The sequence below is a fragment of the Planktothricoides sp. SR001 genome (assembly GCF_001276715.1).
GTDB classification, from domain to species: domain Bacteria; phylum Cyanobacteriota; class Cyanobacteriia; order Cyanobacteriales; family Laspinemataceae; genus Planktothricoides; species Planktothricoides raciborskii.
Window position 1 is genome coordinate 51,164 of the sequence record NZ_LIUQ01000035.1, and the last position, 22,870, is coordinate 74,033.

Consider the following 22,870-nt stretch of genomic DNA (forward strand, 5'->3'; position numbering starts at 1 on the left):
GAATCGATTATCTCATGGAGATGGATCATCGGTGACAGAGTGAATTTCAAGATTAATTAGCCATAAGTAAAATGCGTGTCCTGATCGTAATTCCCCATGTTTTTAATCCTGATGGCGGTGGAAAATATGCGTCTTTAAGCGCCGATCCACAGCCGAGAATTTTGGCTTTGACTGAATGTGTTAGAGCCTTGCATGGTCTGTATGGGTCGGATCAGATTTATTTTAAGTACGATCGCCATCAACTCTACCAATTACCGGCGAACCAAAATCCATCGATGCAAGTGGATATTATCATTGCCACCACTCAAGGACTTCATGTGCTCGATCGCCTTCCGGTGACCTCGGATTTTTATCAACACCATCCCACGGACTGCGATCCGATGTTATTAGGGTTTCAATGTCATGGTATCCTGAAAAAAAATCTGGGTGCTTATGATTATTACGGTTATTTAGAAGATGATTTAATTTTACACGATCCGGCTTTTTTTCAAAAGTTGCGTTGGTTTAATTCATCGGTCGGGGATGGGTGGGTACTTCAGCCGAATCGCTTTGAATGGGTGCAAGAAGCGAATTTAATTAGAAAAAACTATATCGATCCAGAACTACTATTTAAAACGGGTCAACCGGGAGAGTTTGCCCATTATTTTACCGATAATTTAACCATTTTAGCCAGATTGATGGGTGAAGAAATTGTCATCAAACGGGCAGAAAACCCCCACTCTGGTTGTTTCTTTTTAAATCAAAAGCAAATGGAGTATTGGGCGATTCAAGATTATTTTGGCCAAATCGATTGTCGATTTTTTGGCCCTCTAGAAAGTGCGGCATCCCTCGGTTTAGCCCGGACTTTTAGAATTTATAAGCCCGCTCCAGCAAATGCCAATTTTTTAGAAATTCAGCATTTTGGGGATAAATGGAGTGATAAAATTAAAAATACGGTATTCTATTAATAATTGTTGGTTGTTCTTTGTTCTTTAGTTCTTTGTTGGTTGTTGTTTGGGCAAATTCAACAATCAAAGAATCCCTACCCAACCACCAACCACCAACCAACAACAATGAACAATCAACTACCAACAAAAAACAACTAACAACCAAAGAATCCCTACCCAACAACTAACAACCAACAACTAACAACTAACAACTAACAACTAATTATGGAAAATTTCAATACCGCAATTCCTGTAGAACAAATTCGTTACAATGAGCAAGGATTAGTCCCCGCGATCGCCCAAGATTATCTCGATGGCACCGTGTTAATGATGGCTTGGATGAATCAGGAATCATTGCAAAAAACTTTGGCAACTGGGGAAGCCTGGTATTGGAGCCGATCGCGGCAAGAATTGTGGCATAAAGGGGCGACTTCTGGACATATCCAAAAAGTCAAATCTCTGCGCTACGATTGTGATAGCGATTGCCTACTAATTGGCATCGAGCAAATCGGCGATATTGCCTGTCATACCGGGGAACGCAGTTGTTTTCATCAAGTCGATGGGCAAATTTCTGCCCCCCCAGCCGATACATTATCTCAGGTATTTGAGGTAATCTGCGATCGCAAAAATAATCCCAATGAATCCTCTTATACTTGTAAACTATTGGCCGGTGGGGATAATAAAATCCTCAAGAAAATTGGCGAAGAAAGTGCCGAAGTGGTGATGGCTTGTAAAGATGATAATCCCGAAGAAATTGCCGGGGAAGTAGCTGACTTATTTTATCATGCAATGGTGGCATTAGCTCATCATAATGTTCCCTTAAGAGCGGTTTATCGCAAATTGCAAGAACGCCGAGGATAAGTCAATTAGCCCCATCAATAGCCTCATCTTTTAGGCGATGTTTCATCCGCGATCGCAACCTTTTAGGCGATCGCGGGTTAGCCAGAAACCATCAAATATCGGCCAAAAACTAGGAGCAAAAACTAGGAGCAAAAACTAGGAGCAAAAAAATCGGGTTTCGGTAATAATTTCAGCATCGCTGTCAGAAACCTATTCAGAAACCCGATTTCTAAAATATCTGAAATATCTGAAATTTCTAAACCAAAACCTCAAAAACAAAACCTCAAACTTGATCCACTTCTGTTAAGGTCAAATCAACTCGCGCTTGTACCGGAGTCCCATCCCGTAAAAATCGCGTCAATCTATAACTTATTTGCTGCACAAAACAGCGGATGTATTGCTGTTGTCCCCAGGTAAACACATAAATTGGAGGACGTTTATCTTTGCCGCTGCCTTTCGTAGCAAATTCTACAGATTTTTTCAGTTTATTAATATACTTATCCATAACATTGCTGCCATCTTCATAAGTATCAAAAACAATATTGCTAATCGTCAGAGTGTAAGGTTCTGGATAGGCAAAACTGACTTTTGGCAGACCCCTTTTGGTGCGGGCGCCTTTACTGGCATTCACCTGAATGGATCTTTGAAAAACCAATTCATTCGGATTAAACATAAACTCGATCGTGTCACTTTCTTGGGAAATTAGTTTTGCTTTTTCGAGTTTGCCAGACGCTGCTGAATTTGCCATAATGATTTTTTTAATCAGGATTTCAAGAGGAATTTATAACCGGGAAACCGGCAATTGTTCAGGATTTTGTAGGGGCAATTCCCCCCGTGGTTGCCCCCATTGATTGAATAAATGCGTAAGTCCAGTTAACCTAAGTTCACCAGGGTAAACGACCGGAATACGATCGCCCATTACGTTCTCGTTCGATTTGCAAGCGAGCAACCACTCGACGGTAAACTTCGCGGGCGATCGCATCTAAATTATCCGGGAGTTCGGGTTCTGAAGCCAAATACGGAGAAGTCAGGGTCACAGGTTGAATCACCGAGGGCGCGTAAGTATCTTCTTGGGGAGAAGATGGCCCAGAGGACTGACGCTGCTTGGCTTTCTCATCAGAATTTTGCCGCTGAAACCCCGTGGGAGTGAAAATAATTTCCTCCTGGGGAAAATTATCAAGATTACTCTCACTAATATTGTCTAGTAAGTCAGCCAGACTTGACCAAGAATTTGGCAATTCTGAATTAGCCGATAAAGACCCAGAAGCATTTTTTGGCCTGGGAACCAGACTGTTATTGCTGCCTGGGAGATCAAACACAATTTCTGGGGCGATCGCCCTGGATAATTCCATTGTAGCCTCATTCAAAGGGCGAATTTGACTCAAAGATTCCACCACTGTAGGCCAAGCATTTTGACTAAGTTTTGCACTCAAGTTTGACCGCCGTTGCTCTGCCGCATTTTCCCCAACAAGGGCTGAATACTTCTCACCTTTATCTTCCTCTGTCACCCCGTCATCATTGGGCGGAAATCTTGGGACAGACTTAGAGCGAGACTCAATCGCTTCCTCTGGCACAAACTCTGAGGAAATATCCCCAAAATTTTCGGGTAAAAACACCGTGGATAATCGGTGATTTTCACCTAAAGGTTTAGAGGGTAGTAAAGGATTTTGCAGACCGAGAGGTTTTACGGGAATCATATTATTTTATTATGGTTTATTCTATCTAAAATTCATGATGAAAATGGCCGCTAAATACAACTACTGAGGAAAGAAACCCGTCCCATCCCGCGCACTGAGTTCAGTCACACCACCTCCAGCGGTCTTCGCTTGCACATTTAATCCCTCATAGGCGATCGTCAATTCTTCAATAGCAAGACTCGATGAGTTCGCTTGTAGTCCCTCAGTTTTCCACGCAACCGGAACCGCCCCAATTAGTCGCCAACATTGTATCGTTTCACCAGCTTGATTAAACAATAAAATATTAATATTGCGACGTTTCGGGGGTGAGCCTGTTGCCCAATCCCAAAAAGCCAGATCGTCAGTAATTCCCCGCTTTAAAGTCACATCAGAGAATTCTTTATGTCCCAGAATAATTCGCTGTTGATCGTTAACTCCTCCTTCAAAGTAAGTCTCATATTTTAAGTTAACACTTAAACCGGAACATTCGCTAAAACAAGCCGTCAGGCTGTTTCCTGGCTGCATTTCTATGTAAAAACGATTAGCGGTGACATAGTTTAGCCCATGTGTATCGGCCATAATCAAAACCCCTGGAAATATTTATTTTATGTTCTTGGAATTTTTTTTCTGGATTGTTTCTGGATTTTGCCTGGGAATCGACAGGTCTTTAATAGGAATTAAACCTGTTTGAGTGAGTAAACGCTGCATTTCTACCGTTCTCATAACTTCGCCAAATTTTTGCCCTACTGGTAATAGACGATTGTCTTTTAAATAGACTAAAGCCAGAGGATAAACTAGGGGATAGCGTTGGGAAATTAATTCTGGTAAATTCGGGCCATAACTGCCTTTATTATTACATAAGTCATTGGCGGGCGTAATCGGTTGTTGATTGTTTTGGATTAGCGGGGAAATCGGTGTTTTTTGGTCTGCTTGTAAGGCTAAAGGATAGACGGAACATTGATTAAATACTTGGCTGAAAGGGCCAAAGGCGATCGCGCCTACGGGTTGTTCTTGTTCAAAATCTCCGATAATCCCTCGCAGCAGCTCAGTCATACTATTCGGCTGACTGATCGCCGGTTGTATCTGCACAAAACTATTTGCTTGTTGTTCAGACTGTTGAGACTTTTGTAAAGCTTGAAACTCCCGAATCAAGTTACGATCTTGCAGCACCACATCCTCGAAAAGTTCCACCGCTTCTGGTTGATTAGGGATATATAATTTCACCGGCATATCTGGCCCACCCAATTCTTGCCAATTGGTAATTTTACCCGTGTACAGTTGACGCAGTTGCTCAAAAGTAATCTGGCCATTTAAATAAGTGGGAATACTATTTTCTCGTTGGTTATACCCAAAAGCGACAAAAAAGACTAAGCTATCATAGCCGATAATTTTATAGTCCAAATCTCGATAGATCAGATTTCGATAGAACTTTTCCACGCTGACCAGATTAGAAATGGCAAAATAAGCCTCTCGGTTACGAACTTTAGCGATCGCATCTGTTGCCGAAGCTTGAGGTAGATAAATCAACTGGATCTGAGGCGGTTCCTGACCATCTTTCGCCGGAGGGTTTAAGCGTTTGGCTAACTCCTCCTGTAAAGTGGTTCCTTGGCGAATTAGATTTTCTCCTAATAAAACCCGATGCCAAGTGTCATTTTGCTTCGCCGTATAGGAAAAAATTCCCGTGGGAAAACCGGACACTCGATCCACACAACAGACCACCGATGAATCCTTTATTTGACTGCGATCGCGAACCAGGAAAAACCAAATTAAATAACCAACTAGCAACACACTAGAAATCCCGACTATCCACAAAAGAATTTGCCGCCAATTCCGTTTCTTTTTTTCTTCTACGGGCTTTTCTACCTCGGTAAATTCAACCTTCTCCACCAAATTTACCGAAATTTTTAACAAAGCTAATCTAGCCATTTCCGCGCTGTCAAATTGGCGTGAAGCGAAGCTATCCCGTAGACGTTCCGCCTTCCCGTAGGGTAGAGAATCGCCCAACTCCATCAAATTAAAAATAAAGTTTTTTAACTCTGGGTTCACCGACTCTGGCCAGTTTGCGTCTAGCATTGGATCTAAAGGATAACCCATTGTCCGATCTATAGAATCACCGGCTAACAAATAAAAAGCCAAATTCCCCAAATCTTTTAAATCTTGTTTAAGCGATCGGGCTGGCACTTGATTCGGTTCAGGATAAAACAAATCTTCCCACAAAGCCGGATCGCAAAGATAAATAAAAAACCCCTGTAAATTCGGCACAATAATCAACGTTTCCAGATTCAGATTTCCGTGAGGGATGCCTTGGCGAACTAATCCCGATCGCAAGCGAAACTTTTGCCGATGTAAACAATCTAAACTTTGGAGAACTTGGCTAAGAACCTGGTAGACTTCCCTGCTGGTCATTGCCCCAGTTTGTTCTAAGTAACTGGCCAAAGTTGGGGCAGTGTATAAATTAGTATGGTAAACTAGATAGCAGCGTTCTTGGTTCGCATCAGCGATCGCCTCCGAAGGCAGAATCAGCCGAAAATCTTGAAATCGATTATCTGCTAAATTAAACCCGCCGATTCGCAAAAAAATTTCTTTCAACTGTCTAGTTTCTGTTGGGGAAAAATAACGCTTTGGTAACAAATACTCTTTAATAATTAATGCTTCTTGATTTGAAATTTGCACCGCCTGATAAAATCTCCCAATTCCTCGGTGTCCCAGGTAATTGTCGATTTGATAGATTTCTTTAGAACCCCGAATCTTAGTTTCCGGGGCTAACAAAGCCGGAAACCGACATTTTTGGCAAGATTTAGCATCAGCAATTTGCTCAACAGTTTGCTGAGGAAAATCACAAAATAAAGGATTTCCCACTTCACAAGCATATTTCACATAAAGTGGTTTAACAATCCTTGGTTTAACTGCCTCCTCTGTCATCGTTTCTTCCAGATTCAGTTCAGTTTCCTGAGTTTCTAATTCCCCAGCAAATTTATCTCTAACTGATTTCGGTAACTTTTTAATCAGCTTAGTGAATCTTTTAGATTTTTTCAGTTTGTTAACACCGGGAAGCTTATCGAGCTTAATCTGCGACTTTTTCAGATTTTCCATAACAATGGGAACTATCCATTGAAATGGTCTTGGCACCAGGCGCGTCACTGAATAAAACAAGCGATTTTGCCTAGAAGAGATTTGGCTAGTCAATTTAGCAATTTCTCTTCTTTTCCCTTCTGTGAGTAATTGTTTCCCAATGTTATCGCTCATAATGTTTAATCGATTTAATCGGTTTAATCGGTTTAATCTGTAGTCAACCTAATCTGTCAACCTAAGCTATAATTAACCTTATATAATTATAAATATCAAAGGGCAAAGGAGCCGAAAATAATGGCAGTAGAAGAAGTCGTAAGACTATTTAGAACCGTGCAACAATATCCTGAGATCAAAGAGAAGTTAAACTCAGCGCCGAACCTGGAAACCTTAGTACAAATGGCCGGAGAAATGGGTTATAGTTTTACCGTTGAAGAATGGAAACAAGCCACCCGTTTTGAAGTAGAGGAATTAAAGTCTAAATTGTCAGAAATTCCTGGGATTTAAAATGTCTAACAATTGCTAGACATTTTTTGACAATTGTTAGACATTTTTTGACGGCTTCAGGCTGGGTTGAATCTTGAAACCCAGCCTCTAAGATTTCTCTCGACTCAGTATCAATCGTCAACGGGCTTGACCCTATATATTTACTCCGAAACCGTAGTTTTCAAGGCTTCCTGAATGGCAGCGATCGCCTCTTCTGGAGCTAAAGTCTGAACATTTTCTGGATCCAGGCCATACTCTTGTAAATTCGCGATCGCCGCTTCATCTCCCGCTAACAACTTCTCATACAACTCTTGAGCTTGCTGCATCAGGTCATCCTCCTCTTCAGACTGAACCTGAACATCCTCCTCTTCTTTAGCCTCAACTTCCGGGGTCGCTTCCTCCTCCTCGGGGACTAACTCTGCCGAGTCCTCCTCTTCTTTAGCCTGAACTTCCGGGGTCGCTTCCTCTTCCTCGGGAACTAACTCTGCCGAGTCCTCCTCTTCTTTAGCCTGAAGCATCCCCGTTTCTTCTTCTGCCGTCTCTTTCGCAGAGATGCTAATATTCCCCAGGCTATGACCCAAGCTTGCTCCAAGTTCTTCTTTCCCTTGCAACTCTGGAACATTATCTGTGTCAGAAGATTCTTTTTCTAAATCAAAAGGACGGGACTCTAAAGCCGTTGCCACAGGCGCTACTTGAGCAACTTTTTCCCGATCTCGCTTTTGAATTCTGGTGCGAATGCGTTTCATCTGCGGAGTCCTCTTCTTTGCAACTGAAGTCAAACTATCGTTGAGGTTAGCCGGAAACCTAACAAACCCGATCTTACTGACTTCAAAAAAAATTAGATATTAGACTTTTGGCGAATTTGCCAAAAAACATTATTTATTAGTTATTAGTCATTAGTTATTCGTTATCAGCTTCAAACAAAAAAGAACAAACAACAAATAGCAAATAATAAATAATAAACAATAAAATAACAAATAAGCAATTATAAATAATAAATAACTAATGCTTACTTTGCAAAGCCGCTTTAGGATAAGCAATCCGTTTATGATTAAACTGTTGCCAAACCTGAATAAAAATTTCCGCAATTTTAGGCATATCTTCTCGTCGCAGTCCTGACTCCACAAGCTGATTATCTTGCCAGCGAGCGCGGAAAATCTTATTCACCATACTTAACGCTTCCTCTGGAGTCGCATCTTTCAAACTGCGTAATGCTGCCTCACAAGAGTCTGCCAACATCACGATCGCCGTTTCCCGGGACTGCGGAATCGGGCCATCGTAGCGAAAATCGGATTCGGCAACGGACGGCTGCCCATCAGCCGCTGCCCGTTGCTGGGCTTGGTGATAAAAATAAGCAATCAGCATCGTTCCCTGATGTTCCGGGATAAAAGCTTGTAACGCCTTGGGTAAGCGAGCCCGCTTGGCCATCACCAATCCTTGAGTCACGTGCTTTTTAATAATCTCGGCACTTTTCCACGGATCGTTAATTTCATCGTGCTTATTCACCCCATTCATTTGATTTTCAATAAATCCCAGGGGATCGTGCATCTTGCCAATATCGTGATACAAAGTTCCTGCCCGAATCAGTTCGACATTACAGCCCAATTCTTTAGCTGCCGCCTCCGCCAAACTAGAAACAAACAGGGTATGTTGGAAAGTCCCTGGCGCTTCTGCCGCCAATCGTTTGAGCAAAGGACGGTTCAGGTTAGATAATTCCGCCAAACGAATGGGAGTAATCAGGTCAAAGCCTTGTTCCAAATAAGGACTGACACCCAGGGCAATGATACTCCACGCCACCCCGAGCAGCGCCTGTAACCCAGAACTCATCAGGATAGTAGACCATACAGCCGGGGCTGTGGCCGTCACAATCAGGGTGACAATCAAATAAACAATTCCCTGAGTCAATCCCACACCCAGTCCTAACAGGGCTAATTCTTCCCGTGTACGCATTTTTCCGCCCACAATTCCACCGAGCAATCCTCCGGCTACATTGGCGAATAAAATGGCGGCGTCTATTTCCATGCCCACAGGTAACAATAGACCAATCAGTGAGACGACGGTGCCTGCGAGAGTAGAACCGTAAAAGTTACCAATCCATAGACCGATCGCCGGTAAGCTGACGATCGGTAGCTTGAAATACAAGAGTAACGGGGTAGAGAGAGTTAGCAGTAGGATCAGCAGATGATCTCGTCGTCGCAGGGGGGAGTAATATCGATGTTCCACGAACCAAAACACTCCCACCCCGATACCAACCCCCCCGGCTAACATGATTAAGCCCATCCAGTTAATCCCCCGCTGACTTAAGCCAAAGCCATCGAGTAACACCAAATGATTCGGCTCAATGATTTCACCGGCTTGGACAATCACTTCCCCGGCATTAATATTGACGTAGATCGTTTTAACTTCAGCGACCGCCTGTTTAGCAAGGTGATTGGTGGCCTCAGTGTCTTCAATCAAGTTATGCCTTAAGCTGGTTAAGAGGATCCTTGTGGCTAATGCTTCAGATCCTGCTGGGACTTGGGTTTGAAGTTGCAGTTTTACGGCATTTTTGATCAGTTCCTGGGGTAGACCGGCAGGAATGCCTTGAGTCAGTATCAGTTGAGCGGTCTGTTGGATGCCCTGTTTAGTGATTTCCCATTCTCCGTCGGACAAATTGAAGAAAGTTTGATCGTAAATCAGTGTTGGGGAGTTGGATTTGCTGGCTCCCAAAGCGGTGATCGCTCTTGAATAGCGCTGACGAGACTCGATAATGGTATCAATTAAATAATTGAAACTTTCTGAATCACTTTGCCGTTGGTAAAGTTTCAGTTCGGCGATCGCCTGATTACCCAACTCGGTAATCAGGCGATTGCTCAAAGCCCAGCGGACAATAATCGGCACATTCTCTGACCCTTGCTTTCTGACGGAATATTCTGAGGGATTTTGTGTCCCCTGTGGGCGGCGATTTTGTTTCACTTGTGAGAGAATGGTCAGCCATTCCCAGGGGCTGGCAGTCCTTAAATATTGTTGGGATGATTCCGACAATATCTGGGTCGGCGTAAAAGGATAGATGCCCAGGATTTCTCGGAGTTGATCTCCCTGAGTCAAATAGTGTTGTAAACTTTTCTGAATTTGCTCAGTCCGGTCAGGGTCTATCTTCAAGACCGGAATAGCCCCCCGTTGAGCCGCTTTCCGAATCTCTTCGGTAGTCTTGTGATCGGGAAACCGAGCCGTTCTCGGCGCAATAATCGTCTTCGGCGCCGGTGTACCGACGGCCAATCTTGGCTGATTGTAGAAGCGGGTGCCAATGACACTGGTCAGACAAATCACCGCCAACATCAACGATAAGGGCGATCGCGCTTTACTATGGCGAGAACAAACCGGCTTATTGGTTTGACTGACTCCAGCAAGGCTAAGGTGAGATAATTGTAAAAGCCATAAATTCATCTTACTGCGATCTTGAAGCGATCTAGTCAAAGGTTTGGCATGGCTTGTGCTGCTGTCACTGGAAGGCTTTTGCCTATCCGGTGCGGAGCAGCTTTGCCGCCATTTTTCAACGGTTTTAGTGAGTGACTGAATATTTTTCATGGGGACGGCACTTCGAAACTATCAGAGATTGAGAGCCAAAGACCAAACTCACATTGGCTCTATTATAGATGCAGCAACAAAATATGATCCCCGATTTGATCTTAAGCCCGGATCGGTAAATCAATGATCGGTCAGCCCAGCATAAAGAAATCGTTCAGGGATGAGTTTTTTCTAACTGATAACCTAACCCTCCATCAATCTTGCCCTCACCACCGCTAATAGATAAATAACATTTGCTCTCCCATAAGCTTCTCAATTTAAATCATAAATTTAAGCCACAATTTCAGGAATTTCAGTTTCAATTTTAATCCTAATTAAAGCCCCAATTTGAACCAGACTAATTGTGCAGATTTTGGATTTATGACGATATTTGCTGCCCCCATAATTTTTGTTTGGTTTTGGGAATTAAACAGGTGGAACCAACTGATGAGGATCTGTCACCATCATCATATGCCTTTGGCATGGGTTTTTTTCCATATGCTTGTCTACAGAATAAAGACCTAGCCAAGTGGCATATAGGCGATCGGCCACGGTAATAAGCTGGATATTATAACGATTGGGAGACAGATGGTTAGATTCCATCAATTGCCTAGTCATGGTAATTCCAGCGTGACTATTATAAGCCCCGGATAATGCAGCGGTGAGAAGCTTAGTCAGATTGGGTTCTGGGTGAGTTTGGGCAGCCCGCTGAATTGAAATCTGAAATTGTTCTGGAGTAGACAAAAAACAGTAAAGAGCGAGATAAATGGCCGCCGATTCAGAATGATTATTCTTGTTTAACCGATCGCCTACGGTTGCCAAACTAGGACATTCTGCCAATAAGCCATTGATTTTTGTCAAATTTTTGCCGATTAAGTCATCGGTTATTCCTGCATTTTCTATACTTTTAATCAGGTCATTAATAGTCGTTTTTGCAGACCTTTTTTTGGTGAGTACATGGGCGATAGCCCAGCAGATTACCATGATATCAGCTTCTTTAAATTGACCCGCTGGCAAATGATTCATGGCGTTTTTTAGCTGCTTTTCTAACCAATATTCATCTTCATGGTAAAACAAAATGATTGGCAGCAAAGCTAACAATCTCGTTGCCAAGGAGATGCCACCACTTTCGGTGGCGATCTGGTGAGGTAGCCAATCCCTCAAATCCATCCCACCACAGCGAATTAAGCTTTTTGCGCTCTCCATCATTATCAGGGAATCGCGAGCGGCGAAATCCAAGATACCGTCGTGGCTTTCGGCGATCGCCACTCCCATAAACGTTCCTCTAAATCGGTTCAATAATGAGTAAGCCATCACTAAATTTTACCGGAAACCCGACCTCGCCCACCATTTTTTAATAAAACTTGATAATTTCTGGATAATTCACTTAATCAATCCTTTAGGCAACTTCCCACATTATAACACAATAACACAAATTAAGTCTAAGTGTTTTTCTTCAGATTAAATAAAAATTAACCCTTAAATCAAAACTAACCAATCCATTGATTAAATATATGCAGCAATATATTCAGTAATATATGCAACAATCTGACTATTTGACAGGGTAAAATTTATTTTTAAAATAATTTTTTTAACAACGTCATTGGCGATCGATAATTACTTGACCCCCCATATCCCTCTTACAAGGGTTTTCCTGTGTTTTTTTTCCTTTGTCCTTGGTTTTAACATTATTTGCTATTTGTTATTTGTTATTTGTTAACAGATCAAGAATAACAACCAAAGAATCCCTACCCAAAGAATCCCTACCCAAAGAATCCCTACCCAAAGAATCCCTACCCAAAGAATCCCTACCCAACAACCATCTTGCCCGCTCGCGAAGCCTTTATGGCAACCAACAACCAACAACCAACAAATAACAAATAACAAATAACAAATAACAAAAAATTATTAGGATAATGCTGTATAAGCAATAACAAATGCTTAACAAGCATATAAGGATCCTTATATGCTTGTTAACATCAGATTGGTTTGTCCGCCTGACTGGAAGATAAAATTAGGAAAAGTTATCAAAAACTATTCCCCATGTGATATGCTTTTACACCGACATTGAGCAAAAAACCTGGGTTGATCGAAGATAATGCACTAATGCCAACAAACCCAGACGATAACTCTCTGGGCCAAACCCGCTGATTTGACCGATCGCCACTGGGGCGATATATGAATGATGTCGAAACTCTTCCCGACGGTAAACGTTACTCAAATGAACTTCTACCGTGGGAATGGCTACACCAGCGATCGCATCACGAATGGCTACACTGGTATGAGTGTAAGCCCCAGGATTAATTAAAATCCCTTGGTGTTGACCTACGGCGGCATGAATAGCATCAACCAAAACCCCTTCATGGTTGGACTGTAAGGGGGAAACCTTCACTTGCAACCGTTGCGCTTCGGCTTCGAGTAATTTATTAATGTCATCGAGACTAGCCAAGCCATAAACGCCCGGTTCTCGTTTCCCTAAAAGGTTTAGGTTCGGCCCATGCAGCACCAAAAGACTCAGCCCGGTTTGACCATCGCTTTCTTGGGCCATCTGGACTACCGACGACGTAATGGTCTATCAACCGGAATCGGAATCAGTTCCGGTTCTGGTTCTGGTTCCGGGCCGAGTAATGCCTCAATCACTTTGCGAGCGATTTCTTTAAGTTTTTCGATTACCTGATCTATAAAGTCCATTTAAAAGAGAGCTCCTTCAGTGCAGCCGTGAGTTCTGCCGATTTTGCTGTACAAACAGCCAGGAATATATCCCGATCGGACAGAAACTCTCTTTAGTTTCTTTGATCATAACCAATTATTCCCGAAATAAGCAAGGACAAAAATCACAAAAAATCAGTGATATCAGTACGGTGTACCGGAGCAAAACACTACATATATGTTTTATTGAGCAAGTAAACCCATATATATAGTGTTTTACAAAACTTTACAAAAATATTAAGCAACGCTTAACATTTTTCTTCTCAGCAAGTCTAGGGCAGTACATATACTCAAATGACGAATAAAATCCCGTGGTTGTCGGGGGTTAAACTTCTGGGCAAAACTTTCGATCGCGCCATCGGGTCCTGCCAGACCGATATAAACCAGACCCACGGGCTTAGTATCCGTGCCACCCCCAGGGCCGGCAATGCCGGTAATGCTGAGGCCCCAAGTAGCGCCCAAAGATGTCCGAACTCCTTGGGCCATTTGTTGAGCAACTTTGTCGCTGACGGCGCCCAAAGTTTCTAAATCTTCAGGATCGACTTGTAACAGAGACGTTTTGACGGAATTGTGATAAGAAATGACGCCACCGAGAAAATAATCAGAACTGCCCGGAACTGCGGTGAGCATTTGACCTAAACCACCGCCGGTACAAGATTCGGCGACGGCTAAGGTTTGGCCATTTTGTTTCAGCAGTTGACCGACCACGGAAGCGAGGGAGTCATCATCAGCGCCGAAATAGTCTAAACCGGCGATCGCTTTAATTTGGGCTTCCACGGGGGCGATCGACTCCTGGGCAGCAGTAGCGGATGCGGCCAAACTGGAAATGCGTAATGTCACCTGACCTTTACTGGCATAAGGGGCCACCGTGGGATTGGTCAAATCAAAGAAAGGTCGAACTTTCTCCGCTAAAGTCGATTCGCCAATGCCCCAAAATCGCAGAGTTCGGCTGTAGAGAATTTTTTCACCCCAGCCTTGACGTTTCAAATAGGGTACTGCCACATCACGCCACATTTGCTGCATTTCGCTGGGGACTCCCGGAAAAGTGAGAATAGTCAGATTTGGGCGAGGTTGCCAAATAATCCCAGGGGCAGTGCCCGTAAGATTAGTTAAAATCTCTGCCCCTTGGGGAATTAAGGCTTGTTTGCGGTTACTAAGCACCATAATTCTTCCCCGTGCGGCAAATTTTGCGGTAATATCCACAATAATTTCGGGTTTTTCTACCATCTCCACCCCAAAAAAGTCTGCCAGGGTTTCATGGGTCAAATCATCGGGAGTTGGGCCAAGTCCCCCAGTGAAAATCAAAATTTGGGAGCGATCGCAGGCAATCTTTAAAACCCGCTTAATCCGTTCTGGGTTATCCCCCACCACCGTTTGATAGTAATGACCAATGCCGAGTTCTGCGAGTTGCTGGGCTAAAAACTGAGCATTGCTGTTGAGAATATCCCCTAACAGTAATTCGGTGCCAATACAAATAATTTCTGCACTCATATGCAAATTTTCTGATTATTCTTAATTCGATATTGTCTATTATACTCTAAAATTAACAATCACTAATTATAAATTAGTGATTGCTGATAATTGATTGTCAATTTTAGATAATTTATGCCGATCTACGGAAAATTAAAATTACGATATAATTTTTCACGGCAATTCCCTAAACAATGATCCACGGTCTAAAAATCACCAAACAAAAATCACCAAACAAAAATAAATTTTATGACTTTAACTTCCTTGATTGGATTTATGGCGGCCACTTTAACCACAGTTTCATTTTTGCCTCAAGTGATTCAAGTTTGGAAAACAAAATCCACGAAAGATATTTCTTTGGGGATGTTTTCCATTTTTTCTTCTGGGGTTTTTCTCTGGTTAGTCTATGGAATCTTGATCGAAGATTGGGCTGTGTTTATGGCCAACTCGATCACCTTAATTTTAGCTTCAATTATTTTAACTTTTAAACTAAAATATAAATAGATACGCAGATTTAGGTTGACTTAAAACCATGACAGATTCCGTATTTGATGCCGAACGTCTCTTGTTTACTCCCGCTATCCCCGATAATCATGCCATTCCTTTGGTGTATGGGTTTCCCAATGAATATAGTATCGGGATTACCAGCCTGGGTTATCAAATTGTTTGGGCAACTTTTGCCCGTCGCCCAGATATCCAAGTGAGCCGATTGTTTACCGACGCCTGCGAAACCCTCCCTGTAAACCCCGAACTATTAGGATTTTCTGTCTCTTGGGAATTAGATTATGTCAATATTTTGAATCTCCTAGAATCTTTAGAGATACCGATTCGCGCTGACCAGCGCCAAGAGGGTCATCCTTTGGTGTTTGGGGGTGGGCCTGTGTTGACTGCCAACCCGGAACCATTTGCGGATTTTTTTGATGTGATTTTGCTGGGGGATGGAGAAAATCTCCTGGATCAATTTATTGATGCTTATCAACAAGTAAGAAAGCAAGCGCGAAAAATTCAGTTGCGTCATTTGGCCCAAGTTCCAGGGGTTTATGTTCCCAGTTTGTATGAAGTAAATTATCTCAGTGCCGATGGCGCGATCGCGGAGATCAAACCCATTGATGCAGCCATTCCGGCAACAATTGCTAAACAAACTTATCGGGGAAATACCTTATCTGTTTCTGCGGTGGTAACGGAGCGATCTGCTTGGCCGGATATTTTTATGGTGGAAGTAGTGCGAAGTTGTCCAGAAATGTGCAGATTTTGTTTAGCCAGCTATCTGACCTTACCTTTTAGAACGGCAAATTTAGAACAATCTTTGATTCCAGCCATTGAGCGTGGTTTGCAATTCACCAACCGAATTGGATTACTTGGGGCTTCTGTCACCCAGCATCCTGAATTTAACAGTTTATTGGCGTATTTAAGGCAGCCAAAATTTGATCTGGTGCGCTTAAGTATTGCCTCAGTTAGAACGAATACTGTCACCGAAGATTTAGCCAAAATTCTGGCTAGTCGGGGGACGCGATCGCTCACCATTGCCGTAGAAAGTGGGTCAGAACGGCTGCGTCAAATTATTAATAAAAAATTGGAACAGCCGGAAATTATCCAAGCAGCGGTGAATGCGAAAGCCGGTGGATTAGCGGGTTTAAAACTTTACGGTATGGTGGGAATTCCGGGGGAAGAACCAGAAGATTTAGAAGAGACAATCGCCATGATGAAAGCTTTAAAAAAAGCCGCACCCGGTTTACGTTTAACCTTTGGATGTAGTACCTTTGTGCCGAAATCTCATACCCCATTTCAGTGGTTTGGGGTCAACCGTCAAGGGGAAAAGCGGTTAAACAAATTTAAAAAAGAATTCGGACGCATTGGCATAGATTATCGGCCAGAAAGTTATAATTGGTCTGTGATTCAAACCTTAATTTCCAGAGGAGATCGCCGTCTTTCAGCCTTACTAGAATTAGTTCGCCACTACGGGGACTCTCTAGGCAGTTATCGCCGAGCCTTTAAAGAACTGCGCGGACAACTCCCAGAATTAGATTTTTATGTCTATGAAGATTGGTCAACCGAAGCCATTTTACCTTGGCATCATATTCAAGGGCCATTACCCTTGTCCACCTTAAAAAAACACTTAGCCGACGCTCAAGCTTATATGAATTAGTCCCGCTTGTGATCGGTTTTGATAACGATTAATTTTTGAGGAGTAAATAAATCATCGTCATCATGGAAAATACCGCAGAATATTATTGTGCTTATTGTGGAGAGACTAATCTAACTTTTGTCGATATTAGTGCGGGGTTTTATCAGTCTTATGTAGAAGATTGCCAAGTCTGTTGTCAACCAAATGTATTATATATTCAAATTCATGAAGAAACCCTAGATATTGAAATCAGCAGTGACCCTGAAAGTTGACATATTGAATGGGATCATCTCAGAAAGATCCAATGCATAGGGAATAGATGCATAGATGCATAGATGCATAGAAAAGTCACTATTTTCTCTATAATCTATCCTAATAGCCTCTATCCTCTCTTCCCCCGCTTCCTTTATCACGAAATCAAGCCCCTATATCAATCACAAAATATGCCAAAATTTTCCTATAGTTCTCTAATTAATGCCCCCGTAGAAACCGTCTGGAAGTTTCACGAACAACCAGATATTTTGCAAAAACTCACTCCTCCGTGGCAACCTGTTAAAATTGTGCGTCGAGAGGGAGGTTTAGATGTGGGGGCAATTTCTGAATTTTTAATTTTTATTGGACTGATTCCCGTGCGTTGGATTGCCCGTCATACTGCTTGTGAAAAAAATCGCTTATTTATTGATGAACAAGCCTCTGGGCCAATGGAAAATTGGACTCATCGCCATGAATTTGTGCCTGAGAATGGTCAAACCAGACTGACGGATTCGATTGATTTTTCTGTACCGGGGGGTTGGTTGGTCAATATTCTTTTAGGGGGGTTTATTTGCGATCGCTTACAAGATATGTTTCGCTATCGCCATCAGGTGACAAAAAAAGAATGTGAATCTGGAGTTGGTCATGCTGAATCTTAATGGTAAAGAACAGAGAGAAGCACATGGTAATACCGTTTTTAATTAAAATAGGCGGGGGTTCTCGCAAGGGTGGACTCCCGTAAGCTTCCAAGTCTTCCATTTAGTCCTTCCTTTTTAAAGGACTTGCGCTATTAGCCAGGGACTTAAGTCCCTGGCTGTTAAGACAGACCAAGCAATTGACTAGACCTCAGTCTTGGAAAGGACTAAAACCTCTCCTTTGAGCATTCGGGAAGCGGCGTCTAAAAGGGCTTCTTCTAGATAGGGCTTAGTGAAATAACCCCGTGCGCCCATATCGATCGCCATCTGCATATGTTTTTTCGCCCCACGAGAAGTCAGCATGGCCATTGGCAGGTGAGAAAGTTGGGGATCTTTTTGCAAACGAGAAAGCAGTTCCAAACCATCCATGCGAGGCATTTCGATATCGCAGAAGACAATATCGCAAGGCAAACCCGATTTGAGTTTTTCCCAAGCTTCTTGACCATCTCGCGATTGTTCTACCCGATACCCAGCTTTATTAAAGGTCATGGATAAAAGCTCTCTCACTGTAATCGAATCATCCACAATCAATACAGTGGGCTGTTCTTTTTCAACGGTTTCTTCGGGAATGATCCGATCTTCCCAGATCGTACTGGCTTTATCGGTGATGCGTCCGGCGGCTAGGTCAATGAGCTCAAGGACATCGGCGATCGCCACAATTCGACCATCCCCCATCACCGTAGCCCCAGCAACACCGACCGGCTTGGGAACAGGGCCTTCTAACTGCTTAATCACGATTTCCTGTTCGCCCAATACCTGATCGACCTGCAACGCCAAATAATTGCCAGCACTACGCAGCACCACCACAGAAATAATATCCTCTTCGGCATTGCCACCAAAGACACTGCCTCGTCCCATATGGCGATGGTAAACCAGAAGTTCGCGCATAGGTCGGAACGGCAACATGGTATCTCGCCAAGGAATAAAAGTTTCCTCTCGATCGTCTTTAGAGACTGTTTGAATCTTATCGCGGGGAACATCGAGCATATCTTCAACCCCATCCATCGGAAAAGCAATTCGGGCGCGATCGCTGATACAAATCAGCGCCTTAGAAATACTAAAAGCCAGAGGCACACGAATACTGAAACTCGTTCCTTTGCCCAGGGTAGAATCAGTATTCACCACGCCGCGAATCGAGCTTAAATTCGTCCGCACCACATCCAACCCTACACCCCGACCCGCCAAATCATCGGCTTGATCCTTGGTACTAAATCCAGCCGCGAACAACAGATCGTAAACTTCTAAGCGGCTTAATGTTTTCGCCTCCGCTGGCGTAATTAATCCTTTATCCAAAGCTTTTGCTTTTACCCGTTCCGCATCAATCCCGGCACCGTCATCAGACACAGAAATCACCGTTTGGTTGCCTTGGTGGAAGGCACGAACCGTAATCCGGCCTGTGGGAGGTTTACCTTTTCTTTGCCGTTCTTCGGGCAATTCAATCCCGTGAGCCAAAGCATTATTAACCAAGTGGGTCATCGGGTCATTGAGACTCTCAAGAATCATCTTATCGATCAAAGTTTCCGCACCTTCTACCACCAACTCCACTTGCTTACCAAATTTAATCGAGTTGTTGCGTACCCCCAAAGGTAGGCGATCGGTAATCTGAGCAAACGGCACCATGCGAGAGCGATTAATTCCTTCTTGAAGCTTATTAGTAATTTGCCGTAGCTGACGGGTTACTTGGTCAGTTTCATCCACCAAAAATTCAATATCGGAAGCGGACTCACGAACCCGGACAATCAACTCTAAAATTTCTTGAGCCAGAATATGAAACGGAGTAAACTTGTCCATTTCAAAAACACTCAAATCGTGTCCAGTGGAATGAGCGATTTGTAAGCTCCCGTCGGGCATAAAATGATTTTTGCGACTACTCAGCAAAGCAATTTCCAACAGCACCCGCTCATAAAGGTCTTGCATTCGTTGACCCACATCCGTCAGATTTTGCACCTGATGTAACAGGTTATCCAAAAACTGTCGCATCCGTTCCTGGTCTTGCTCAAGGGTATTTCGGTTGACCACCAATTCCCCAATTAAATTGCCCAGATTGTCCAATTGCTTCACGGGAACCCGCATCGTTTCATAGGTCATGCCACCCCGGGTTTTCTTCGCCGTCGAATCACTGTGGGTCTTAAAGGTTTGTGTTGACTTCTCTCTGGAACTTTCGCTACCTTTAATTGGCTCGGTTTGAGCAGGCTTTAATCGGTCTGATTTTTGTGGTGCTAAAAACTCTTGTAATTCTGTCAACCAAAGCGGTTCAGAATTCTGGATGACTTTTTGATTTAAAAATGCTTCGAGTTCATTAAAGTCAACCTTTAAAGCCGTAGGTGATAGATCTAAAATTTTCTCTAATGCACTAAAATTGACGCTGGAAGATGAAGATGGAGCAAATTTTTGAGCCAACAAACTTTCGAGAACACTAAATTCATCTTCTGGGTTTGAGACATTAGATGAAGCATCGGCAGAAATTGCTCCTGCATCTAATTCATCGAAAATATCTACAGATTCAGGACTTAATAAATCATCGAATAATTCGGAATTATTTGCCGAAGATAATTCGTTTAATTCGCTTAATTCGCGTTCCAACAGGGAATTTAAATCGGCAGAATCCTGGTCGGTATTTGTTAATAATTTCGTAACAAATTCGTTGCCGAAGTTTAAATCATTGAGTCCTAAATCATCTAATTCCTCTGTTTCCTCCTCCATTTCCTCAAAATTCAGTGATGAATTTGCGGAAACAAAAGCTGCATCATTAAACAGATTATCCAAATCAGAAAAGTCTACGGTAGCTTTTCTCTTTTCTGGGGTTTCGACAGAATCGAAATTTAGCTTGGGTTCATCTTCCTGGGTGTCTAGGGAATTATGCTCTAAATCTAAATCATCTAAGGAGACTTCATGGTCTGAAAAAATATCGGCAAAATCCTCGGAAATTGTTACAGCTTTTGGAGCGGATATCTCTTCAACATTTTTCTCACTTTCTAACAAATCTCCAAATAAATCTTCTAAGGATTCTGTAGCTGAAGCCATCGATGCCTTGCGGCGATCGCTTTCCAGACTTAATCCAGATTCATTTTCATCGGCGATCGAAAATAATTCATCATAACTCAAATCATCGTCCAAGTTAGTCGATGAATCCGTCATCGGATTCAAATCAGCCTTATTAATACCGCCGACGCCGATTTCATCGGTGTCTAAGTCAACGAGTTCAGTCAATAAGCTCAAATCTAAATCATCTTCCGAGAGATCCGGAGTATCCTGAATATAAGTGCTTTCGCTCATGGTCAGCGAACTTAAATTAGAAGAACTGTTATAACCCGAATCCTGATTCATTTCTGAGAAGAAAACTTCATCGTCTCCATCCCAGATGATCTCTAGGTTTTCTGCCGCTGATTTAGAGCCTATATTTTCAATTTCATTTTCCCAATGTATGTCTAATTCTTCATCAGAAGCTTCATCAAATAAACTATTTAAATCCTCAAATTGTGAAACAGATGATGATGATTTGGCATCAGAAGCATCATTTAAGTCATCAATTTCAAAGATGTCTTCAAAAGAATTATCAGACTGATCGGCGATATTTTTTTGTGACTTTATTCCTGAATCCGCTTCATTTTCATTAATAAAAACCAGTTCATCAAAGAAATCATCATCATTTTCTGCTTCTAATGATTGGGCATAATTAGGCGAATTAGTTGATCTACTTTCCGGCAAATCTGACTCAGCAAAATCCAATAATAAATCAGAAAAATCTTCCTCATTATTCTTGTCCGAGTTACTTTCTGAATTTGCTAAATTTTCTCTTGGTAAAATTTGCTCTGCTTCCGCAAATAATTCTTCATTCCATCCAGCGATTTCTTCACCGTCAAATAAATCTTTTAACGTATTCAGTTCGTCCATGCCTACTTCTGGTCCTTTGAGTTTTTCCTGTCCCGAATGTTTATAGGTAGTTTTGCCCGTATTACTACTTGGCAAAGAAATCACTTTAGACGGATTTTTAGGGGCAGAGGAAGTTGAGTCGGATGATAAACTTTTTATGGATTCTAGTTGTGAAATCAACCAGTTATTGGGTGAATCGGGGGAATTAGGGGTCATTGTTATAAATGTTTCTGAGTTTAGGTTAGTGGTATTTTTATCAATGGAAGTATTTTCTGCTACTACGGGCGGCAACAACAATTTTAGCTCTTGGCTCGGTTGAATTTCCGTTGACTTGCCGGTAAGTACGAGTTGCCGAGCCTGTTTAATTTCTTTAAGAATGACTGGAGCCAGAGCATGATATGTTTTGTGAGTGTTTTGGCAGGTGAGAGTCACGATTTGAATCAGTTCACTCCACTCTCGAAGTTCAAACGTTTCACCCGCTTGGAGTAAGTTACGGCAAATTTCGCCTAAATGTTGTCGGCTAGACGCTGTATCTGGTTGTTTAAAAGTTTCTAGCATAAGTTGCAACAACTTAGGCACATCACTTTTAAAAATTAATTGGAGTGCGCTATCTTCTAAGAGTGTTGGTTGATTCATCGGTGCAGGCTGAATCATCGAGTCCAAGGGTGCGGCTCGGTTAGCGGGTCTGGCTTGAGATCCATGAACCGGAGTAAACACCCGTGGTTTTTCGTTCAGGCTGTTTAAGTGGCCCATCAGTTCTTTAATCGTTGGTTCAGCTTTGGCTGTGATTTCAGCGGCATCTTGTTCCGTTAATCCTTGACCACTGGTGAACTGAGCAAATAATCGTTTTAGGGAATCAAAAGTCGATAAAAGTAAAGATTCTAGAGTTTGATCGATGTCAATGGGAACTTCTTTGAGGACTTTAAAACTATCCTCAAGTGCATGGGCTATTTGTTGAATGCTATTGATACCAAGCATTGCCGCTCCCCCTTTAATGGAGTGAGCCGCTCGAAAAGCTTCGCCGATCTTGTCTGGATCTGCGACCGTCATGGTCAGATGAAGTAAGCTTTGATCTATGGTATTGAGGTGTTCTTTCGTTTCCTCAATAAAGTAGCCCATGATTTTGTTCTGTTCCGACGACATGGCTTATACCATTTCTATGTGTGAGTGAGGTTTCAAAAGTCGGCAAAAAGATTAATTTGT

At 42.6% G+C, this 22,870-nt stretch carries 18 protein-coding genes; 7 read left to right on the forward strand and 11 right to left on the reverse strand.

Annotated features, from left to right (window positions below; all coding sequences use genetic code 11):
* Positions 1–71 precede the first annotated feature (71 nt).
* Both AM228_RS19040 and hisIE read left to right on the forward strand, forming a co-directional pair.
* Positions 72–947, forward strand: coding sequence for a hypothetical protein (locus tag AM228_RS19040; RefSeq protein WP_054468169.1), 876 nt, complete (start codon positions 72–74; stop codon positions 945–947).
* Between the two features lie 204 nt (positions 948–1,151).
* On the forward strand, positions 1,152–1,787 hold the full coding sequence (gene hisIE, locus AM228_RS19045; protein ID WP_054468172.1) for a bifunctional phosphoribosyl-AMP cyclohydrolase/phosphoribosyl-ATP diphosphatase HisIE: 636 nt from the start codon (positions 1,152–1,154) through the stop codon (positions 1,785–1,787).
* 262 nt (positions 1,788–2,049) lie between these two features.
* Here hisIE and AM228_RS19050 read toward each other — a convergent pair whose 3' ends face one another.
* From AM228_RS19050 to AM228_RS19065, 4 genes are all read right to left on the reverse strand, one after another.
* On the reverse strand, positions 2,050–2,514 hold the full coding sequence (locus AM228_RS19050; protein WP_054468173.1) for a hypothetical protein: 465 nt from the start codon (positions 2,512–2,514) through the stop codon (positions 2,050–2,052).
* Between the two features lie 136 nt (positions 2,515–2,650).
* A complete protein-coding gene (locus tag AM228_RS19055) occupies positions 2,651–3,463 on the reverse strand; it encodes a hypothetical protein (RefSeq protein ID WP_054468175.1) in 813 nt (270 codons plus the stop codon).
* A gap of 60 nt (positions 3,464–3,523) precedes the next feature.
* Positions 3,524–4,021 (reverse strand): phage tail protein, encoded by a 498-nt coding sequence (locus AM228_RS19060; protein WP_054468177.1) that lies wholly within the window; start codon positions 4,019–4,021, stop codon positions 3,524–3,526.
* 21 nt (positions 4,022–4,042) lie between these two features.
* A complete protein-coding gene (locus AM228_RS19065) occupies positions 4,043–6,688 on the reverse strand; it encodes a substrate-binding domain-containing protein (protein WP_054468179.1) in 2,646 nt (881 codons plus the stop codon).
* A gap of 120 nt (positions 6,689–6,808) precedes the next feature.
* Here AM228_RS19065 and AM228_RS19070 point away from each other — a divergent pair, with 120 nt between their 5' ends.
* Positions 6,809–7,018: a Nif11-like leader peptide family natural product precursor gene (locus AM228_RS19070; protein WP_054468181.1), complete on the forward strand. Its 210-nt coding sequence runs from the start codon at positions 6,809–6,811 to the stop codon at positions 7,016–7,018.
* 140 nt (positions 7,019–7,158) lie between these two features.
* Here AM228_RS19070 and AM228_RS19075 read toward each other — a convergent pair whose 3' ends face one another.
* The 6 genes from AM228_RS19075 to AM228_RS19100 all read right to left on the reverse strand — a co-directional run bounded on the left by AM228_RS19075 (position 7,159) and on the right by AM228_RS19100 (position 14,743).
* A complete protein-coding gene (locus AM228_RS19075) occupies positions 7,159–7,743 on the reverse strand; it encodes a hypothetical protein (RefSeq protein ID WP_054468183.1) in 585 nt (194 codons plus the stop codon).
* A gap of 256 nt (positions 7,744–7,999) precedes the next feature.
* The gene (locus AM228_RS19080; RefSeq protein ID WP_054468185.1) at positions 8,000–10,564 is read right to left on the reverse strand and encodes an HD family phosphohydrolase; all 2,565 of its coding nucleotides are present in this window, start codon (positions 10,562–10,564) and stop codon (positions 8,000–8,002) included.
* 405 nt (positions 10,565–10,969) lie between these two features.
* The gene (locus tag AM228_RS19085; RefSeq protein ID WP_156331903.1) at positions 10,970–11,857 is read right to left on the reverse strand and encodes a hypothetical protein; all 888 of its coding nucleotides are present in this window, start codon (positions 11,855–11,857) and stop codon (positions 10,970–10,972) included.
* A gap of 742 nt (positions 11,858–12,599) precedes the next feature.
* Complete coding sequence (aroQ, locus tag AM228_RS19090) at positions 12,600–13,091, reverse strand: type II 3-dehydroquinate dehydratase (RefSeq protein WP_054468189.1); 492 nt, start codon at positions 13,089–13,091, stop codon at positions 12,600–12,602.
* A 5-nt stretch (positions 13,092–13,096) separates the two neighbouring features.
* Complete coding sequence (locus AM228_RS34375; protein ID WP_054468191.1) at positions 13,097–13,234, reverse strand: hypothetical protein; 138 nt, start codon at positions 13,232–13,234, stop codon at positions 13,097–13,099.
* Between the two features lie 255 nt (positions 13,235–13,489).
* Positions 13,490–14,743, reverse strand: coding sequence for a competence/damage-inducible protein A (locus tag AM228_RS19100; RefSeq protein WP_054468193.1), 1,254 nt, complete (start codon positions 14,741–14,743; stop codon positions 13,490–13,492).
* Between the two features lie 228 nt (positions 14,744–14,971).
* Between AM228_RS19100 and AM228_RS19105 the strand changes: the two genes are divergently transcribed.
* From AM228_RS19105 to AM228_RS19120, 4 genes are all read left to right on the forward strand, one after another.
* Positions 14,972–15,226 carry a SemiSWEET transporter gene (locus AM228_RS19105; RefSeq protein ID WP_054468196.1) on the forward strand — a complete coding sequence of 85 codons (255 nt, stop codon included), beginning with the start codon at positions 14,972–14,974 and terminating at the stop codon, positions 15,224–15,226.
* A 28-nt stretch (positions 15,227–15,254) separates the two neighbouring features.
* Positions 15,255–16,868, forward strand: coding sequence for a radical SAM protein (locus AM228_RS19110; RefSeq protein WP_054468198.1), 1,614 nt, complete (start codon positions 15,255–15,257; stop codon positions 16,866–16,868).
* A 62-nt stretch (positions 16,869–16,930) separates the two neighbouring features.
* Entirely contained in the window at positions 16,931–17,119 is a 189-nt protein-coding gene (locus AM228_RS19115) for a CPXCG motif-containing cysteine-rich protein (protein ID WP_054468199.1), read from the forward strand.
* A gap of 171 nt (positions 17,120–17,290) precedes the next feature.
* The gene (locus tag AM228_RS19120; RefSeq protein WP_054468201.1) at positions 17,291–17,758 is read left to right on the forward strand and encodes an SRPBCC family protein; all 468 of its coding nucleotides are present in this window, start codon (positions 17,291–17,293) and stop codon (positions 17,756–17,758) included.
* A gap of 180 nt (positions 17,759–17,938) precedes the next feature.
* Here the strand turns inward: AM228_RS19120 and AM228_RS19125 are convergent, their stop codons facing one another.
* A complete protein-coding gene (locus AM228_RS19125; RefSeq protein WP_054468203.1) occupies positions 17,939–22,786 on the reverse strand; it encodes a hybrid sensor histidine kinase/response regulator in 4,848 nt (1,615 codons plus the stop codon).
* Positions 22,787–22,870 lie beyond the last annotated feature (84 nt).

What these genes read in the sequence shown, in the direction of transcription:
- aroQ (WP_054468189.1), bottom strand. Translation starts at nt 13,091, where the DNA reads ATGGCCCAAGAAAGCGATGGTCAAACCGGGCTGAGTCTTTTGGTGCTG.
- AM228_RS19100 (WP_054468193.1), bottom strand. Translation starts at nt 14,743, where the DNA reads ATGAGTGCAGAAATTATTTGTATTGGCACCGAATTACTGTTAGGGGAT.
- AM228_RS19055 (WP_054468175.1), bottom strand. Translation starts at nt 3,463, where the DNA reads ATGATTCCCGTAAAACCTCTCGGTCTGCAAAATCCTTTACTACCCTCT.
- AM228_RS19060 (WP_054468177.1), bottom strand. Translation starts at nt 4,021, where the DNA reads ATGGCCGATACACATGGGCTAAACTATGTCACCGCTAATCGTTTTTAC.
- AM228_RS19120 (WP_054468201.1), top strand. Translation starts at nt 17,291, where the DNA reads ATGCCAAAATTTTCCTATAGTTCTCTAATTAATGCCCCCGTAGAAACC.
- hisIE (WP_054468172.1), top strand. Translation starts at nt 1,152, where the DNA reads ATGGAAAATTTCAATACCGCAATTCCTGTAGAACAAATTCGTTACAAT.
- AM228_RS19115 (WP_054468199.1), top strand. Translation starts at nt 16,931, where the DNA reads ATGGAAAATACCGCAGAATATTATTGTGCTTATTGTGGAGAGACTAAT.
- AM228_RS19125 (WP_054468203.1), bottom strand. Translation starts at nt 22,786, where the DNA reads ATGGGCTACTTTATTGAGGAAACGAAAGAACACCTCAATACCATAGAT.
- AM228_RS19075 (WP_054468183.1), bottom strand. Translation starts at nt 7,743, where the DNA reads ATGAAACGCATTCGCACCAGAATTCAAAAGCGAGATCGGGAAAAAGTT.
- AM228_RS19070 (WP_054468181.1), top strand. Translation starts at nt 6,809, where the DNA reads ATGGCAGTAGAAGAAGTCGTAAGACTATTTAGAACCGTGCAACAATAT.
- AM228_RS34375 (WP_054468191.1), bottom strand. Translation starts at nt 13,234, where the DNA reads ATGGACTTTATAGATCAGGTAATCGAAAAACTTAAAGAAATCGCTCGC.
- AM228_RS19080 (WP_054468185.1), bottom strand. Translation starts at nt 10,564, where the DNA reads ATGAAAAATATTCAGTCACTCACTAAAACCGTTGAAAAATGGCGGCAA.
- AM228_RS19065 (WP_054468179.1), bottom strand. Translation starts at nt 6,688, where the DNA reads ATGAGCGATAACATTGGGAAACAATTACTCACAGAAGGGAAAAGAAGA.
- AM228_RS19050 (WP_054468173.1), bottom strand. Translation starts at nt 2,514, where the DNA reads ATGGCAAATTCAGCAGCGTCTGGCAAACTCGAAAAAGCAAAACTAATT.
- AM228_RS19040 (WP_054468169.1), top strand. Translation starts at nt 72, where the DNA reads ATGCGTGTCCTGATCGTAATTCCCCATGTTTTTAATCCTGATGGCGGT.
- AM228_RS19085 (WP_156331903.1), bottom strand. Translation starts at nt 11,857, where the DNA reads ATGGCTTACTCATTATTGAACCGATTTAGAGGAACGTTTATGGGAGTG.
- AM228_RS19110 (WP_054468198.1), top strand. Translation starts at nt 15,255, where the DNA reads ATGACAGATTCCGTATTTGATGCCGAACGTCTCTTGTTTACTCCCGCT.
- AM228_RS19105 (WP_054468196.1), top strand. Translation starts at nt 14,972, where the DNA reads ATGACTTTAACTTCCTTGATTGGATTTATGGCGGCCACTTTAACCACA.